The sequence below is a fragment of the Sneathiella sp. genome, assembly GCF_036844445.1.
Taxonomy (GTDB): Bacteria; Pseudomonadota; Alphaproteobacteria; order Sneathiellales; family Sneathiellaceae; genus Sneathiella.
In genome coordinates this window covers 68226-83800 of record NZ_DAIUFV010000009.1, presented here as the reverse complement: position 1 = coordinate 83800, position 15575 = coordinate 68226, and the positions used below count along the sequence as shown (strand labels likewise).

The following is a 15575-nucleotide window of genomic DNA, read 5'->3' as shown; positions in this document are numbered from 1 at the left end:
CCTGACGGTTGTCGCGAAAAAGAGGTTGCAGTTCGCTGTGACTAAGGTTATTTCGTATGAGTGAATGATTTCGATGCGAAAATTTCTCATGCGATATATTTTTTGAACTAAAATTACTCAATGAGAAACAGGAGAAAAATCATGGACGTCGTCATTACCAGCGCGGTGCGCACCCCGGTCGGTTCCTTCAACGGCGCGCTGTCATCTTTGACCGCGCATCAGCTGGGCGAGATTGTTATCCGGGAATCGCTGGCGCGCTCGAAAACCGACGCGGCTGACGTATCGGAAGTCATTCTCGGCCAGATTTTGAGCGCCGGTCAGGGGCAGAACCCGGCGCGTCAGGCGTCGGTCAATGCGGGCGTTCCCTATGAAGTGCCCGCATGGGGTGTGAACCAGCTCTGCGGCTCGGGCCTTCGGGCGGTTGCGCTTGGCTATCAGGCGATCGTCAACGGAGATTCGAAGATCGTCGTCGCGGGCGGCCAGGAAAGCATGAGCCAGGCGCCGCACTGCGCCCATCTGCGGGAGGGTCAGAAAATGGGCAATGTCGAGTTTATCGACACTATGCTGAAAGATGGCCTGATGGACGCGTTCCATGGCTATCACATGGGTAACACGGCCGAGAATGTCGCGGCGCGCTGGCAGATCACGCGCGAGATGCAGGATGAGTTTGCCGCCGAATCGCAGCGCAAAGCCGCCGAAGCGCAGGCCTCCGGCCGCTTCAAGGATGAAATCGTGCCGGTCACCATTACGTCGCGCAAGGGCGAAACCGTTGTCGATCAGGATGAATATATCCGCGGCGGCACGACGGTGGAAAAGCTGCGCGCGCTGCGTGCGGCGTTCGCGAAGGACGGAACCGTCACGGCGGGCAATGCCTCGGGGATCAACGACGGTGCGGCGGCGGTCGTGCTGATGAGCGCGCGGGAAGCCGAGGCGCGGGGGCTGAAGCCGCTCGCCCGGATTGTTTCCTGGGCGCAGAGCGGCGTCGATCCCGCGGTTATGGGCACCGGACCCATTCCTGCGAGCCGCGCAGCACTCGCCAAGGCCGGCTGGACGAAGGACGATCTCGATCTCGTCGAGGCAAATGAAGCATTCGCCGCGCAGGCCTGCGCGGTCAATAAGGATCTTGGCTGGGACACCGGCAAGGTCAATGTCAACGGTGGCGCCATTGCCATTGGGCATCCGATTGGTGCATCGGGCGCCCGCGTGCTGGTCACGCTTTTGCATGAAATGCAGAAGCGCGATGCGCATAAGGGGCTGGCAACGCTGTGCATTGGAGGCGGTATGGGTATCGCCATGTGTGTAGAGAGATAGAGCATTTCGAACAAAAGGGGACGAGGAATGTCAAGAGTGGCAATCGTAACGGGGGGCACCCGCGGGATTGGCGAAGCCATTTCCATCATGCTGAAGGACAAGGGCTATAAAGTTGCGGCAAACTATGGCGGGAACGACGAGCGGGCGAAGGAATTTTCGGCCCGCACGGGTATCCCCGTCTATAAATGGGATGTGTCCGACTACAAGGCTTGCGTCGACGGCGTGGCGCGGGTGAAGGCAGACCTCGGCCCGATCGAAATTCTTGTCAATAACGCCGGGATCACGCGGGACGGGACACTGCACCGGATGGAGCAGGATAGCTGGCAGAAGGTGATTGATACCAATCTCGGTTCCTGCTTCAACATGTGCCGCGTGACGATCGAGGATATGCGCGCCGCAAAATTCGGCCGGGTGATCAATATCGGCTCCATCAACGGGCAGGCCGGCCAGTATGGCCAGGTCAACTATGCGGCGGCGAAATCCGGCATTCATGGCTTCACCAAAGCGATGGCGCAGGAAGGCGCCAGCCAGGGCATCACGGTAAACGCCATTGCGCCGGGCTATATCGACACCGATATGGTCGCGGCGGTGCCGGAAAATGTGCTTGCCAAGATTGTCGCCGGCATTCCGGTCGGACGGCTTGGCAAGGCGTCGGAGATTGCCCGCGGCGTCTGCTTCCTCGCCGCCGATGAGGCCGGTTTCATCACCGGCTCGACGCTTTCCATCAATGGCGGTCAGCATATGTATTGATCCGTCCTGCAGATACGGTTATGGCTGGGGCATGACGCTACATCGTGTCATGCCCTTTCTTTTTCCGGAAACTCACCGCATGGACAGGCAGCAGAAGGCAAAGACGGTTGCGACCCTCTCGGGACTTGGCGCAATACTGCTCTGGGCGCTTCTTGCCCTGTTCACGACCGGGACAGCGGGTATCCCGCCCTTCCAGCTTACCGCCATGACGTTCGGGATCGCCTTCGCCGGCGTGCTCATAAAATGGGTGGTTTACCGGCAGGATATACGCCCCTTTTTCCGTATTCCCGCCGGGCTCTGGGCGCTCGGGATTGCCGGGCTCTTCGGCTATCACTTCTTCTATTTTCTCGCCCTCAAAAACGCACCGGCGGCGGAGGCGAGCCTGATTGCCTATGTCTGGCCACTGCTGATCGTACTCTTCTCGGCGCTGCTTCCCGGTGAGCGGTTCTACTGGTTTCACTTCGCGGGCGCGCTCCTCAGCCTGCTTGGCGCCGGCCTGCTGATCTCAAAAGGTGCAGCCTTCGATTTTCGCACTGACGACAGCAAAGGCTATCTCGCGGCGCTCTGCTGCGCCTTTATCTGGTCGGGCTATTCGGTGTTGAGCCGGCGCTATGCGGCGGTGACATCCGACGTGATCGGCCTTTTCTGCGCGGTTACGGCGCTGCTCGCCCTGATCTGCCACCTTCTTTTTGAGGCAACGAGTTGGCCGCAAAGCACGCTGCAATGGCTCGCCGTGCTCGGCCTCGGGCTCGGGCCGGTTGGTACGGCGTTTTTTCTCTGGGACCGGGGGATGAAGCATGGCGATATCCAGACGCTCGGCGTCCTCTCCTATCTCTCGCCGCTACTCTCGACGCTGATCCTGCTCCTGATGGGGGTCGCGAGCTTTTCCTATTCGCTGCTGTTCGGCTGCCTTCTGATCACCGGCGGGGCGATCCTCGGATCGCTCAACCTGATCCGTATCGCCCGCCGGGCCGAGACGGCGGGTTAGCGGCCCGGCTCCCACCCCTCGGCTGCAAGCTCGAAACCGGCGAACTCAAAGCCCGGCGCCACCGTGCAGCCGACCAGCGTCCAGTCGCCGAGTGAGCGCGCGGACTGCCAGTGCCCGCGCGGAATGACGATCTGCGGTCGCTCGCCCGCCGCGAAGTTGGTCCCAAGAACATGCTCCTCTGGCGCCGCGCCGTCCGCCGCCACAGCAAGCATGAGCGGCGCCCCCGCATAGTGATGCCAGATCTCCACCGCATCGACGCGGTGCCAGTGCGACCTCTCCCCCGCCCGCAGGAGATAGTAGATGGCGGTCGAGACGCTGCGCTCCTGTCCCGGCAGTGTCACCTCGTCGCGAAAGATTTCAGTGAAATAGCCGCCTTCGGGGTGCGGCGCGAGGTTGAGGGCGGCGATGATCTCCGCGGCGGTTTGAACGTCAGCCATGCTTAGAAATTATCCTTTCGCCGCCGCGTTTCGGCAAACACCGCGACGGGATCTGTGGCGCTGAGATTGAGCTCGGCAGCAAGCGAGGGATCATCGGCGCGCAGGAACGGGTTGGTCGCCTTCTCCTCGCCAAGTGTTGAGGGGACAGTCGGCTTGTTCCGTTTGCGAAGCGCTACAATTTCCGCAAACCGCTCCTGCAGCGCTTTGTTTTTCGGATCGACCGAGAGCGCGAAGCGGCCGTTTGATTCCGTATATTCATGGGCGCAGTAGACGCGCGTGGAATCGGGAAGGTTGCGGAATTTCCCAAGGCTCTGCCACATCTGCGCCGGCGTGCCTTCAAACAGGCGTCCACAGCCGAGCGCAAACAGCGTATCGCCGCAAAAGAGCGCATCGGACTTCTCGAACCAGTAGGCGATATGTCCGACCGTGTGCCCCGGAACCTCGAAGACTTCCGCTTTCTCCGCGCCGAACTCGAAAATATCCCCCTCCTCAAGTCTGATATCGATGCCGGGGATGCGCGCCGCATCCTTTTTCGCCCCCACGATGGTGCAACCAGTTGCCTCTTTGAGCTCCAGATTGCCACCCGTGTGATCGCCGTGATGATGAGTGTTGAGGATATGGGTAAGGGTCCAGCCCAGTTCCTTCAGCTTGGATAGAACGGGGCCCGAGACCGCCGGATCGACAACACCGACAAGGCCGCTTTCAGGCTCACGAAACAGATAGACATAATTGTCATTGAGAACCGGAATTTGATGGATGTCGAGTTTACTCATGAAAAAGTCTTTCACCGTCGCGTTTTCTGTTAATTCTCCATTTCAATATTATATGTCAGTATAGCACCATGATCAGACCTGATGTTATTGATTTGCGGAATTTTTACCACAGCCCTCTCGGCCAGGTGGTGCGCCGCGTCATCAGCCGCAAAATCCGGCAGATGTGGCCGGACCTCAAGAACTTCCGTCTCCTCGGCCTTGGCTATGCGACCCCTTACCTGAACATCTTTCGCCCGGAGGCGGAGCGGGTCATCTCCTTCATGCCGCTTGAGCAGGGGGTGATCCAATGGCCGCGCGAAGGCGGCAGCCTTGTCAGCCTCGTCGATGAGCGCACGCTGCCGCTTCCCGATGCATCGATCGACCGGATCATCTGGGTGCACGGTCTTGAGAACAGCACCGATATCGATCCCATTCTGCAGGAACTCTGGCGGGTCCTGACATCGACAGGCAAACTGCTCGTCGTGGTGCCGGGCCGCCGCGGACTGTGGGCGCGGACAGAAAATACGCCCTTTGGCTATGGTTACCCCTATAACGACAAGCAGCTGAACCGGCTGCTCCGCGACAATGGCTTCACGCCGGGTGACCGGCAGGGCGCGCTTTACATGCCGCCCGGGAACTGGCGGCTCAACCTCCGGCTCTGGCGCGTCTGGGAGAATGTCGGCGCCAAATGGTGGCGGCGGTTCAGCGGGGTGCGCATCATGGAGGCGGAAAAGCAGGTTTATGCGCTGACGGCGCTGCCCGAGCGCGAAACGCGGCGCCGGCCCGTCATTCTGCCGGCGGCGCGCCCGGTGATCGTCGGGCGAGAGCTGCCCCGCATCGGCGAGGATCTCTAGCCTTTTCGCGACAGCACGAAAATACAGTCGACGCCGAAGAAATTCGCGATGCCGCTGGTGTGCGAGGCTGACATCACCTCACCCGAGGCATTCAGAATGACCGATTTTTCAATATGGACATCCAGATGCTCGCAGAGCGCGGTGAAATCGCGGAGCGTGCAGAAATGAATGTTCGGCGTTTCATACCACGGCACGTCGAGCGCGCTCGTCATCGGCATCCGGCCCTTGAACGCGAGATAGGTCCGGCAGCGCCAGTAGGCGAAATTGGGGAAGGAGACGATCGCCCGCCGGCCGATCCTGAGAAGCTGCTGCAGGACGACATGCGGCTGATGGGTGGTCTGCAATGTTTTGCTTAAAATCGCATAGTCGAAACTGTCATCGGGGTAGTAGACGAGATCGGTGTCCGCATTTCCCTGTACGACCGAGAGGCCGTTGGCGACGCAGATATTGACGCCCTGCTGGCTGAGCTCGAGCCCGCGTCCGTCGACATTCTTCGTTTCCGTCAGATGCGCGAGAAGCTGGCCATCATCGCAGCCGACATCGAGCACCCGGCTCTCGGGCGCCACGATCTCCGCGATCAGTTGCCAGTCAACGCGGATATCGCGTCTTGGCGTGATGTCTGTCAGTTCGCTCATTCGGCAAGACCCCGGCTTCTGGCGGTTGACTGCAGGAAACCGTCGATGGTTCTTAGCATATCCGGCGTGTCGAGCAGAAAGGCGTCATGGCCCTTGTCCGTTTCCACCTCAACGAAGCTGACATTCGCCGCCGCCGTGATCAGCGCGTGGACAATCTGCTTGTTCTCCGACGTCGGGAACAGCCAGTCGCTGCTGAAGGAGACGACGCAGAAGCGCGTTTTCGTGCCCTCAAACGCGGTGGCGAGATTACCGCCGTGATCACTGAAAAGGTCGAAATAATCCATCGCCCGCGTGATATAGAGATAGGAGTTGGCATCGAAGCGATCGACGAAGTTGATCCCCTGGTAGCGAAGATAACTCTCCACCTGGAATTCCGCATCGAAGCCATAGGCGAGGCTGTCACGATCCTGCAGGTTGCGGCCGAATTTGCGGTGCAGCGCCGCTTCCGAAAGATAGGTGATATGCGCCGCCATCCGGGCAACCGCGAGGCCCGACGTGGGTTTCCGCCCGCTGCCGTAATATTCGCCGCCCTGCCAGTTGGGATCGGCCATCACGGCCTGCCGGCCAACCTCGTGAAAGGCGATATTCTGCGCGCTGTGACGGGCGGCGCAGGCGATGGGGATGGCGCTATATACCCGCTCGGGGTAGGCGGCGGCCCATTGCAGGGCCTGCATCCCGCCCATCGAGCCGCCGATAACGCTGAACCAGCTATCGATGCCGAGATAATCCTGCAGCATTGCCTGTGCGCGGACCATGTCGGCGATGGTGATGATGGGGAAGGTGAGGCCGTAGGGCTTGCCGGTCTTGGGGTCGATCTCCGAGGGCCCGGTTGTCCCCATGCAGCCGCCGAGGACGTTGCTGCAGACGATATAATATCTGTTCGTGTCGAGGATCTTGCCGGGGCCGATCATCATGCTCCACCAGCCGTCCTTGCCGGTGACCGGCTGGCGGCTCGCCGCGAACTGGTCGCCCGTCAGCGCGTGGCAGACCAGAATGGCGTTGGACCTGTCGGCGTTGAGCGTTCCGTAGGTGCAGTAAGCCATCGAGATGGAGCCCAAAGTCACGCCACAATCGAGTTGCAGGGGCGTCTCCGTTCCGAGGATAACGGAGTGGCTATCCGACTTTGGGAGGTTTACCGACACTTTATGTTTCTCTTTTCGTGCAATAGGATTAAAAAATGTTTGTTTTGGATAACTTTGCTGTTAGCTAGTGCGGCGAGGCGAGGTCTGTCAATATATTCTTTGCCAAACATTTGGGTTTATGCTCCAATTTTGACACAACGGTCTCTGGGTTCTGGGTAAAAATGGTGACACTAACAAATACAAAACTGGAGACGCTCCGGGCTGAAATCGATCGTCTGGACGCGGAGCTTCTGGCCGTGCTTGAGAAGCGCGTCGCGATCGTCGGGGATATCGCCGCAGCGAAGCAGATCGATGGCAATTCACTCTCATTTCGTCCGGGCCGCGAAGCGACGATCCTGCGCAAAATTCTTGAACGGCACTCGAGCGCACTCCCCGATACGGTCGTTGCCGCAATCTGGCGGGAGCTGATCGCTGCCGTTGGCTGGATCCAGCAGCCCTACTCGGTTTCGATAACCGCGCCTGATAAATCCGTTGGCTACTGGGATTTGGCGCGGTTTCATTTTGGCTCGGCGACGCCGATGAAGCTGCATCAGAACCCGGGCAATGTGCTGCGCGAAGTCTATGACAACCCGACCGTCCTCGGGGTGCTGCCGTGGCTGACGCGCGAGCGCGATACCTGGTGGACGCATCTTGCCAATGGCGGGGAGAACGTCCCGAAAATTCTCGCGGCGCTGCCGTTCCTTGAAAGCCCGGCGGGTGAGTTTGAGGATCTCAACTCCCTCGTGATCGGCCGCGCAAGCCCGGAACCTTCCGGCGATGATGTGACGGTGATGGTCGTCATCACGCGCGAAGAAGTCAGCCGCGCACGGATCAATGATAACCTCGGCAAGGTCGGGCTGAAAGGCCACTGCCTCGACTCCCGCCGCCCCGATGGCGATGACGGCGACTGGATGCATCTGGTTGAAATGCCGGAATTTGTCGCCAAGGGCGATGCGCGTCTCGAGGATCTCGGCCGGATCAGCGGCGATGTTTTCATCAAGGCGGTCATTCTCGGCGCCTATGCCGTGCCGATCAAATAGCTGTAAGACATATCTTTATAGAGCCTGACATTTAGAGAATTTCCATGACGACACCGCTCCCGCAGCCCTCCATTCTCACCATTTCGCCCTATGTCGGCGGCAAGTCGTCCGCAGGCGACAATCGGAAGGTGGCGAAGCTCTCCTCAAATGAATCGCCGCTCGGCCCAAGCCCCAAAGCTGTTGAGGCGGTGCGGAGTGCCGCGGCAAACGCACATCGCTATCCCGATGGCGGCGCGCATGACCTGATTGCGGCGATTGCCGAAGTGCACGGGCTCGACCCCGCCCGCATTGTCTGCGGCAATGGATCGGATGAACTTATCTCGCTGTTGAATACGGCTTATGTCGGCCCGGGCGATGAGGTGCTCTACAGCGAATATGGTTTCCTGATGTATGCAATTTCGGCAACGGTGGCGGGCGCGACGCCGGTAAAAGCGCCGGAGCTCAACCGCACGGTGTCCGTCGATAACCTGCTGGCCGCGGTAACTGAGCGCACGAAGCTCGTCTTTCTTGCCAACCCCAACAATCCGACGGGAACCTATCTCCCCCATTCGGAAGTGAAACGGCTCCGCGAAGGCCTGCGCCCCGATGTCCTGCTGGTGCTGGACGCGGCCTATGCGGAATATGTCTCCAATGATGACTATTCGGCGGGCGAAGAGCTGGTCGAGGCCCATGACAACGTGGTGATGACGCGCACTTTTTCAAAAATCTATGGCTTCGCCGCGCTCCGTCTCGGCTGGGCCTATTGCCCGCCGGCGGTTGCCGATGTGCTGCACCGGGTGCGCGGACCCTTTAACGTCAACGCGCTCGCCCAGGCCGGCGGGGTCGAAGCTGTTCGCGATCAGCAGCATGTCGAGGCCGCGCGGCGGCATAATGACAAATGGCTGCCGATCCTGACGCAGGCATTTCGCGGTATGGGCCTTGGCGTCACGCCAAGCGTTGGCAATTTCCTGCTGATCGATTTCGAGGGAACGGGAAAGACGGCCGCCGAGGCGGAAAGCTATCTCGCGGCCGAGGGCCTGCTGCTGCGCGCGGTTGCGGGCTATGGCCTTCCAACGTGCCTGCGCATGAGCATTGGTCTTGATGACGAAAACGATGCGGTAATAGAGGCGCTGAGAAAATTTCTCGGCAAATAGGCTGATTATGGCGGAAGTTAAGTTCAAACGGCTGGCGCTGATCGGCATTGGCCTGATCGGTTCCTCCATCGCCCGCGGGGTCCGGCGGCACAATCTCGCGGCGGAAATTGTCTGCGCCGCGCGGACCGCCGACACGCGCCGCGTCGCGAAAGAGATCGGCATTGTCGATGCGGCGTATGAGAACCCGGCCGATGCCGTGAAGGGCGCGGATCTCGTCATCCTCTGCACGCCCGTCGGCACCTATGCGACGCTTGCCGAGCAGATCGCGCCGTTCCTTGAAAAAGGGGCGATTGTCACCGATGTCGGATCGGTCAAGGGCGCCGTCGTGAAAGCGGTCGGGCTGCATATTCCTGAAGGCGTCGATTTTATTCCGGGCCACCCCGTTGCGGGGACGGAGAAATCGGGTCCCGCCGCCGGCTTTGCCGAGCTGTTTATCAACCGCTGGTGCATCCTCACGCCATGCGATCAGTCGAGCGATGCGTCGCTTGAGCGACTGAAGAATTTCTGGGTCGCGCTTGGATCCAAGGTCGAGATCATGGAACCCGCACATCATGATCTGGTGCTCGCCATTACTTCGCACATCCCGCATCTGATCGCCTATAATATCGTGGGAACGGCCGATGATCTTGAAGGCGTGACGCAGTCGGAAGTGATCAAATATTCCGCCGGCGGGTTTCGCGACTTCACCCGTATCGCCGCCTCCGATCCGACGATGTGGCGCGATGTCTTTTTGCATAACAAGGAAGCGGTGCTTGAAATGCTGGGCCGCTTTACGGAAGATCTGGCGCAGCTTCAGCGGGCCATCCGCTGGGAGGATGGTGATACGCTCTTCAATATCTTCTCGCGCACCCGGGCGATCCGCCGTCAGATTATTGATGCCGGACAGGAAACGCCGGAGCCGGATTTCGGCCGCGTGCTGAAGTCCGACGACTGACGGGGCGCCCGCCTCCGGACGTCAGTTGCTCCCTGTGACGGGACGCAGGCTCAACAGATAAACCGGGCCGAGATAGAGCCCGCCATTATCGGCCGTGAGCGGGAGGCCGATGTAGCGCCGGCCGTTCTCATCCTCGCGCGCCAGCAAATCAATTGCGAAGCTGATTGTCCGCCCGGCATCCGGGTCAATCCGGCCGGCAGTGATCAGCGCCCCGAGGATCTCGCGATAGCCGGTAATCCGGGTGTCAATGATCCCTTCCGGCCGGAGCAGCGCATCAAGAGCGAGACGGCCGTCTCCGTCGATCGTGCCGGGCCCCCAGTCCAGGTGCCAGGCATCAATATCGACATAGCCGCCATTACTCCGCCATTCATGGAGCGTGTCGGCGGCAGGAAGCCGGCGGATCGTCCCATGCAGCGTTGTTGAGAGATCGAAACTTTCGATCCGCGATCCAAGCGGGAAATCCTCCATGCCGTTGATGAGCAGATTGTCGATACGGAGCACGATCTGTTGTCCGGGATCGGGGCTTGCCGCTTTATCGCCATCAGCGACGGGCTTCGGGCGGCCGTGAAGCTGGAGCCGTTCGGCGCTGATCGGCGGACGCCAGTCGGGCACGGCCTCAAGCCCCTTGATATCAAGCGCGGCCGTTCTTATCCGCCCCTGCCGGTTGAAGGTCGCGCTGCCGAGGATCGACGCGGCGGTAAAGGGCATCTCGCGGAGCGCGCCCTTCTCCTCCCAGCTCAGCTTGCCGCTGTTGTCCGTGCCATAGATCACATGATTGAACCGCCAGGGCTGAGTGATGGCCCAGAAGCGCGTCACCTCAAGGCGCGGCTTGTAGTCATTGCCCGGATTGCTGATCGTGAGCTCCTCCGCCGTGATCGCGACGCGGTAGGGAAAGCCGGATGCATAGAGCGGCTTGTGGCTGATCTCATATCCTTCGGCAATGCGGGCCGCGCGCCATTTCTCTGCCTCGACCAGCATGCGGTCGGCAAGATAGTTCCACCAGAAATAATATCCGACAACGACGAGGACCAGTGCCAGAATGCTGCTGTAGAAAATGCGCATCTTCAACCCGTTCTGCTGCTTGTGTACATGCGGGGCAGACTATATAGAAAGGGAAGCGGATGTCACATTTTTTAAGGCGACGGCGGCTTGATGGAAGGATCGCGGGCGGCCGGGACCGATTGGTTTATAAGAGATCCGGCGGATCGAAAGCCGTACTTCGGAACGGCGCATCACCGGATGCGAAGCGGACATAATGCAAAAATACGATCTTGTACTCGAACCGGACCTCCCGGCCGTCGATTATCCTCTGCCCGAGCTTCCCGAGGGGGAGAATCTCTGGATTTTCGGCTATGGGTCGCTGATGTGGCGACCGGGGTTCGATCATCTCGGCATTGAGGATGCGCAGCTCTATGGCTATCACCGGGCTTTCTGCGTCACCTCCGTGGTGCACCGGGGAACGCCGGAGATGCCGGGGCTGGTACTCGGGCTGGACCGGGGCGGCTCTTGCCGCGGTAAAGGGATCCTTTGTCCTGCCGATATTCGCGCGCCTGTAATTGACTATCTCTATCGCCGGGAAATGGTGACACGGGTTTACCGCCCGAAAATGGTGCGCATTCGCCTTCTGAAGACGGGCGCCATGGCGTCCGCGCTAACCTTTGTCGCCGATCCGACGCACGACCAGTATTGCGGAAAGCCGGCGGAGGAGGCGGCGGCCCGCATCATCGCCCGCGCCCGCGGACGCGGCGGTCCCAACGTCGAGTATCTGCAAAGCACGCTTGACCATCTCGATGAATTCGGTATTGCCGACGGCCCGCTGCACCGGATCATGGACCGGATCAACTCCGGAGCCTGACGGCCCTTAGCTGCATTTGGAGTAGCCGCAGGTGGTGCAGGTATCGCACCCCTCGATCCGGATCAGCCCGGCTTCGCCGCACTGCGGGCACTGGCGGAGCAGGCCTTCAACGCGCCGGCCATCCCCTGCCATGACCCGCGTCTCGCCGCTCCCGTCCCGATCGGTGTCTGCCGATGCGGGCAGAAACCCGATCTGGATCATGTGGGTTTCAATGACCTCCCCGATGGCGGCGAGTAGCGAGGGCACATATTTCCCCTGCACCCAGGCGCCGCCGCGCGGATCAAAGACGGCTTTCAGCTCGCCGACAACGAAGCTGACATCGCCGCCGCGGCGGAAGACGGCCGATATCATGCGCGTCAGCGCCACCGTCCAGGCAAAATGCTCGACATTTTTCGAGTTGATGAAAATTTCAAACGGTCGCCGCCGCCCGTCCTGAATGATGTCATTGAGGGTGATATAGATGGCGTGATTGCTCTCGGGCCAGCGCAGCTTGTAGGTCTGGCCCGGCAGCGTTCCGGGCCTGTCGAGCGGCTTGGTCATATAGACAACGCCGCCGGCCTCGAAATTATCCGCGGGCTTGTTATATGGCTCGCCGAGCGGCAGAAGCGGTTGCTCGGCGGCCTGTTCCTCTTCCGCCTTTTTGTTCACTTCAAGAACAGCGCCGGTCACCTCGTTGGGGCGATAGGTGGTGCAACCCTTGCAGCCCTGCTCATAGGCCTGCAGATAAATATCCTTGAAATTCTCGAAGCTGATATCTTCGGGGCAGTTGATGGTTTTCGAGATGGAACTGTCGATATAGTCCTGCACGGCGGCCTGCATGCGCACATGATCGGGCGGCGTTAAGACCTGCGCATCGACAAAATAATCGGGCAGCGGCTCGTTTTCCCCCTTCAGCCGGCGGAAGAGACGGAGCGCGTAATCGGTCACCTCCTCCGGCCGGCGGGTATCGTCGGGCATCAGCACGTTGCGGGTGTAGGAGAAGCTGAAAACCGGCTCGATCCCGCTTGAGATATTATCGGCGAGCAGGGAAATGGTGCCGGTCGGCGCGACCGACGTCAGCAGCGCGTTGCGGATGCCTTTTTCAGCAATCGCCGCGCGCACGTCTTCGGGGAGGGTCCGCACGGTTTCGCCGGCGAGATATTTCTCCCGGTCGAACAGCGGGAAGCTTTCCTTCTCCTCGGCGAGATCGGTCGATGCGAGATAGGCGGCGCGCTGGATCTTTGCCATCCAGTCGCGGGTCAGCGCAATCGCTTCGTCCGATCCGTAGCGGATGCCGCACATGATCAGCGCATCGGCAAGGCCGGTAATGCCAAGGCCGATGCGACGCTTGGCGCGCGCCTCATGCGCCTGTTCCGGCAACGGATAGCCGGAAATATCGATGATGTTGTCAAGCAGCCGAACGGCATCGCGCACGACAGCCTCCAGCTTTTTCGCGTCGATTTCCGCGCTGTCGCCGAACGGATCGCGGATAAAGCGGGTGAGATTGACGGAACCGAGCAGGCAGGCGCCATAGGCTGGCAGGGGTTGTTCGCCGCACGGGTTGGTTGCCGTGATCGTCTCGGCGTAATAGAGATTGTTGCGGGTATTGATGCGGTCAATAAAAATGACGCCGGGCTCTGCATAGGCATAGGTCGCGCGCATGATCTCGTCCCACAGATCGCGGGCCCGGATCGTCTTGTAAAGCGTGCCGTCAAAGCGCAGCTCCCACGGATCGTCGCGCTTCACCGCTTCCATGAAGGCGTCGGTGACAAGGACCGAGAGATTGAACATGCGCAGCCGCCCCGGATCCTGCTTCGCCTTGATAAACTCAAGGATATCCGGATGGTCGCAGCGCAGCGTCGCCATCATTGCGCCGCGGCGCGAGCCCGCGCTCATGATCGTCCGGCACATGCTGTCCCAGACATCCATGAAACTGAGCGGACCGGAGGCGTCCGATCCCAGCGCCTTCACCGGCGCACCCTTGGGCCGCAGGGTCGAGAAATTATAGCCAATGCCGCCGCCCTGCTGCATGGTGAGGGCGGCTTCTTTCAGATTGTCGAAAATGGACGACATGTCATCGTCGATATCGCCCATGACGAAGCAGTTGAAGAGGGTGACTTTCCGCTCCGTTCCGGCGCCTGACAGGATGCGTCCCGCCGGCAGGAATTTATAGTCTTTAAGAAGTGCGTAGAACCGTTCTTCCCAATGGTCACGGTTCGGCTCCGGCTCCGCTTCGGCTGCGGCGCGGGCAACCCGCCGCCAGCTATCTTCGATAGACCGTTCCCGGACGCTGCCGTCGGGGGAGCGGAAGCGATATTTCATATCCCAGATTTGCTGTGAAATCGGGGCAACGGCTGACATTCGGATACCTCCTGTCATGTGTATTACGCCCTTTGAATATAGGACGAAAAATGGTGGACGTAAAATTCTATGTGCGGTGCTGGCGCGCCCGTCTTACGAGAGATATTTCTCTCGCCCCTCGGCGACCAACTCGCGCGTTTTCGCCTCGATCCGCTCTTTCAGCTCGGCCATGAACAGCTTGCGATCAAGGCCGGGTTCGATCGGCGGCAGGAATTCGATGACCATGACGCCGCCGCGGCAGAAGAAGCTTTTTCGCGGCCAGAACAGCCCGGTATTGAGCGCGACGGGCGTCACCGGTTGCCCGAGTTTCGTGTAAAGCGCCGCGATCCCCGGCTGAAATGGCAGGTCCTCATCGAGCGGCGAGCGGGTGCCTTCGGGAAAGATGATGATCGGCCGATTGTCGGCAATGGCTTTTTCGGCCTGCGCCAGCATGGATTTGAGCGCCGCCGCGTGGCCCTTGCGGTCAACCGCGATCATCTCCGTCTTGCGGCAATACCAGCCATAGACGGGAATATTCAGCAGCTCCTTCTTCAGGATAATCGCGGGATCATCGGTAATCCGGTGAAAAACCATCGTCTCGAATGCAGACTGATGCTTCGCCGCGATAATCCCGGCGCCGTCCGGTATATATTCCCGGCCGCGAATTTCAAGACGGAGGCCACATATCGTGCGGAGCAGAAAAATAATGCCGCCCGACCACAAACGCTGACCCAGAACCACCCATTTTTTCGGCAGCAGAAGCGCCGGGATAAAGGCCAGATTCATGATCACGGACCAGATAAAAAAACAGATGAAGAAACTAACGGATCTTATCTTGGTCACGCATTTCTCTCTTTCAGCCAGTCATCCAGACGCGCCCGGACAAGGCTGAACACATATTTGTTAAATTCGCCGGCGACAATCAGAAACGCCTTAGGACTTTTCCACCAGCCATCGAGGCCCAGCGTATCATTCGCCACCGGATAGGAAAACAGATTTGCATCAGGCATGTAGCGTTTCAGCTCGATGATGCTTCTTGGCATATGGTATGCGCTGGTGACGATGGCAAGGGTTGTATAGTCGTTGGTTTGCGCCCAGAGGTAGGTCTCATAGGCGTTGCCCTCGGTATTGCGCGCGAGCCGCCCGAGATCGACGCAGCAGTCCATCAGCCGCTCGCTCTGCCCGGTTGCCTGGCGCAGCATTTCGCGGGTCACCTTGGAGTTGACGCCCGAGACCAGCAGCCGCGCGCCTTCATTTTCCTTCAGGAGGTCAAACCCGGCCGTGAGCCGGGCCGGCGTCCCGGTGAGGATCACGATGCCGTCAAGTTCGGTCGTGATCTCCTCGGGCGGGTTGCCGACCTGCGCCATATAAGAGAGAAAGCCGCCGGCCCAGAGACACAGGAGCAGAAACACGAAGATCGCGACCGGCTTGATCTCGCGCAGCATG

Annotated in this window: 16 protein-coding genes; 8 read left to right on the top strand and 8 right to left on the bottom strand. The window is 60.1% G+C overall.

Annotation, left to right across the window (positions count from 1 at the left end; genetic code table 11):
• Positions 1 to 141 precede the first annotated feature (141 nt).
• From V7Z56_RS15215 to yddG, 3 genes are all read left to right on the top strand, one after another.
• On the top strand, positions 142 to 1311 hold the full coding sequence (locus tag V7Z56_RS15215; RefSeq protein ID WP_334130411.1) for an acetyl-CoA C-acetyltransferase: 1170 nt from the start codon (positions 142 to 144) through the stop codon (positions 1309 to 1311).
• 27 nt (positions 1312 to 1338) lie between these two features.
• Positions 1339 to 2061, top strand: a complete 723-nt coding sequence (phbB, locus tag V7Z56_RS15210; RefSeq protein WP_334130410.1) for an acetoacetyl-CoA reductase — start codon at positions 1339 to 1341, stop codon at positions 2059 to 2061.
• A gap of 79 nt (positions 2062 to 2140) precedes the next feature.
• On the top strand, positions 2141 to 3049 hold the full coding sequence (gene yddG / locus V7Z56_RS15205) for an aromatic amino acid exporter YddG (RefSeq protein ID WP_334130409.1): 909 nt from the start codon (positions 2141 to 2143) through the stop codon (positions 3047 to 3049).
• On the opposite strand, the gene V7Z56_RS15200 is transcribed toward yddG, so the two are convergent.
• Both V7Z56_RS15200 and gloB read right to left on the bottom strand, forming a co-directional pair.
• A complete protein-coding gene (locus V7Z56_RS15200; protein ID WP_334130408.1) occupies positions 3046 to 3486 on the bottom strand; it encodes a cupin domain-containing protein in 441 nt (146 codons plus the stop codon). The two genes, yddG and V7Z56_RS15200, sit on opposite strands and share 4 nt — an antisense overlap.
• 2 nt (positions 3487 to 3488) lie before the next feature.
• Positions 3489 to 4259 (bottom strand): hydroxyacylglutathione hydrolase, encoded by a 771-nt coding sequence (gene gloB, locus V7Z56_RS15195; protein WP_334130407.1) that lies wholly within the window; start codon positions 4257 to 4259, stop codon positions 3489 to 3491.
• A gap of 68 nt (positions 4260 to 4327) precedes the next feature.
• On the opposite strand from gloB, the gene V7Z56_RS15190 reads away from it, so the two are divergent.
• Entirely contained in the window at positions 4328 to 5092 is a 765-nt protein-coding gene (locus V7Z56_RS15190) for a class I SAM-dependent methyltransferase (RefSeq protein WP_334130406.1), read from the top strand.
• On the opposite strand, the gene metW is transcribed toward V7Z56_RS15190, so the two are convergent.
• Both metW and metX read right to left on the bottom strand, forming a co-directional pair.
• A complete protein-coding gene (metW, locus tag V7Z56_RS15185) occupies positions 5089 to 5727 on the bottom strand; it encodes a methionine biosynthesis protein MetW (protein ID WP_334130404.1) in 639 nt (212 codons plus the stop codon). The two genes, V7Z56_RS15190 and metW, sit on opposite strands and share 4 nt — an antisense overlap.
• Positions 5724 to 6869, bottom strand: a complete 1146-nt coding sequence (metX, locus tag V7Z56_RS15180) for a homoserine O-acetyltransferase MetX (RefSeq protein ID WP_334130403.1) — start codon at positions 6867 to 6869, stop codon at positions 5724 to 5726. Before metX ends, metW begins: the two co-directional genes overlap by 4 nt.
• A 161-nt stretch (positions 6870 to 7030) precedes the next feature.
• On the opposite strand from metX, the gene V7Z56_RS15175 reads away from it, so the two are divergent.
• The 3 genes from V7Z56_RS15175 to V7Z56_RS15165 are packed head-to-tail and all read left to right on the top strand — an operon-like array spanning position 7031 to position 9955.
• A complete protein-coding gene (locus V7Z56_RS15175) occupies positions 7031 to 7888 on the top strand; it encodes a chorismate mutase (protein ID WP_334130402.1) in 858 nt (285 codons plus the stop codon).
• A gap of 44 nt (positions 7889 to 7932) precedes the next feature.
• Entirely contained in the window at positions 7933 to 9021 is a 1089-nt protein-coding gene (gene hisC, locus V7Z56_RS15170) for a histidinol-phosphate transaminase (protein WP_334130401.1), read from the top strand.
• A 7-nt stretch (positions 9022 to 9028) separates the two neighbouring features.
• Complete coding sequence (locus V7Z56_RS15165) at positions 9029 to 9955, top strand: prephenate/arogenate dehydrogenase family protein (RefSeq protein ID WP_334130400.1); 927 nt, start codon at positions 9029 to 9031, stop codon at positions 9953 to 9955.
• Positions 9956 to 9976: 21 nt separating this feature from the next.
• On the opposite strand, the gene V7Z56_RS15160 is transcribed toward V7Z56_RS15165, so the two are convergent.
• Entirely contained in the window at positions 9977 to 11017 is a 1041-nt protein-coding gene (locus tag V7Z56_RS15160) for a DUF2125 domain-containing protein (protein WP_334130399.1), read from the bottom strand.
• A gap of 193 nt (positions 11018 to 11210) precedes the next feature.
• Here V7Z56_RS15160 and V7Z56_RS15155 point away from each other — a divergent pair, with 193 nt between their 5' ends.
• Entirely contained in the window at positions 11211 to 11810 is a 600-nt protein-coding gene (locus V7Z56_RS15155) for a gamma-glutamylcyclotransferase (protein ID WP_334130397.1), read from the top strand.
• Positions 11811 to 11816: 6 nt separating this feature from the next.
• Here V7Z56_RS15155 and V7Z56_RS15150 read toward each other — a convergent pair whose 3' ends face one another.
• The 3 genes from V7Z56_RS15150 to V7Z56_RS15140 all read right to left on the bottom strand — a co-directional run bounded on the left by V7Z56_RS15150 (position 11817) and on the right by V7Z56_RS15140 (position 15574).
• On the bottom strand, positions 11817 to 14150 hold the full coding sequence (locus tag V7Z56_RS15150; protein ID WP_334130396.1) for an adenosylcobalamin-dependent ribonucleoside-diphosphate reductase: 2334 nt from the start codon (positions 14148 to 14150) through the stop codon (positions 11817 to 11819).
• Positions 14151 to 14243: 93 nt separating this feature from the next.
• The gene (locus V7Z56_RS15145) at positions 14244 to 14915 is read right to left on the bottom strand and encodes a lysophospholipid acyltransferase family protein (protein WP_334130394.1); all 672 of its coding nucleotides are present in this window, start codon (positions 14913 to 14915) and stop codon (positions 14244 to 14246) included.
• 53 nt (positions 14916 to 14968) lie between these two features.
• Positions 14969 to 15574 (bottom strand): YdcF family protein, encoded by a 606-nt coding sequence (locus V7Z56_RS15140; RefSeq protein ID WP_334130393.1) that lies wholly within the window; start codon positions 15572 to 15574, stop codon positions 14969 to 14971.
• Position 15575 lies beyond the last annotated feature (1 nt).

Excerpts from the sequence above, each read along its gene's own strand:
- V7Z56_RS15150 (WP_334130396.1), bottom strand. The coding sequence starts at position 14,150 with ATGTCAGCCGTTGCCCCGATTTCACAGCAAATCTGGGATATGAAATAT.
- V7Z56_RS15215 (WP_334130411.1), top strand. The coding sequence starts at position 142 with ATGGACGTCGTCATTACCAGCGCGGTGCGCACCCCGGTCGGTTCCTTC.
- gloB (WP_334130407.1), bottom strand. The coding sequence starts at position 4,259 with ATGAGTAAACTCGACATCCATCAAATTCCGGTTCTCAATGACAATTAT.
- V7Z56_RS15140 (WP_334130393.1), bottom strand. The coding sequence starts at position 15,574 with ATGCTGCGCGAGATCAAGCCGGTCGCGATCTTCGTGTTTCTGCTCCTG.
- metW (WP_334130404.1), bottom strand. The coding sequence starts at position 5,727 with ATGAGCGAACTGACAGACATCACGCCAAGACGCGATATCCGCGTTGAC.
- V7Z56_RS15190 (WP_334130406.1), top strand. The coding sequence starts at position 4,328 with ATGATCAGACCTGATGTTATTGATTTGCGGAATTTTTACCACAGCCCT.
- hisC (WP_334130401.1), top strand. The coding sequence starts at position 7,933 with ATGACGACACCGCTCCCGCAGCCCTCCATTCTCACCATTTCGCCCTAT.
- V7Z56_RS15145 (WP_334130394.1), bottom strand. The coding sequence starts at position 14,915 with ATGAATCTGGCCTTTATCCCGGCGCTTCTGCTGCCGAAAAAATGGGTG.
- yddG (WP_334130409.1), top strand. The coding sequence starts at position 2,141 with ATGGACAGGCAGCAGAAGGCAAAGACGGTTGCGACCCTCTCGGGACTT.
- V7Z56_RS15175 (WP_334130402.1), top strand. The coding sequence starts at position 7,031 with ATGGTGACACTAACAAATACAAAACTGGAGACGCTCCGGGCTGAAATC.
- V7Z56_RS15200 (WP_334130408.1), bottom strand. The coding sequence starts at position 3,486 with ATGGCTGACGTTCAAACCGCCGCGGAGATCATCGCCGCCCTCAACCTC.
- V7Z56_RS15165 (WP_334130400.1), top strand. The coding sequence starts at position 9,029 with ATGGCGGAAGTTAAGTTCAAACGGCTGGCGCTGATCGGCATTGGCCTG.
- V7Z56_RS15160 (WP_334130399.1), bottom strand. The coding sequence starts at position 11,017 with ATGCGCATTTTCTACAGCAGCATTCTGGCACTGGTCCTCGTCGTTGTC.
- V7Z56_RS15155 (WP_334130397.1), top strand. The coding sequence starts at position 11,211 with ATGCAAAAATACGATCTTGTACTCGAACCGGACCTCCCGGCCGTCGAT.
- phbB (WP_334130410.1), top strand. The coding sequence starts at position 1,339 with ATGTCAAGAGTGGCAATCGTAACGGGGGGCACCCGCGGGATTGGCGAA.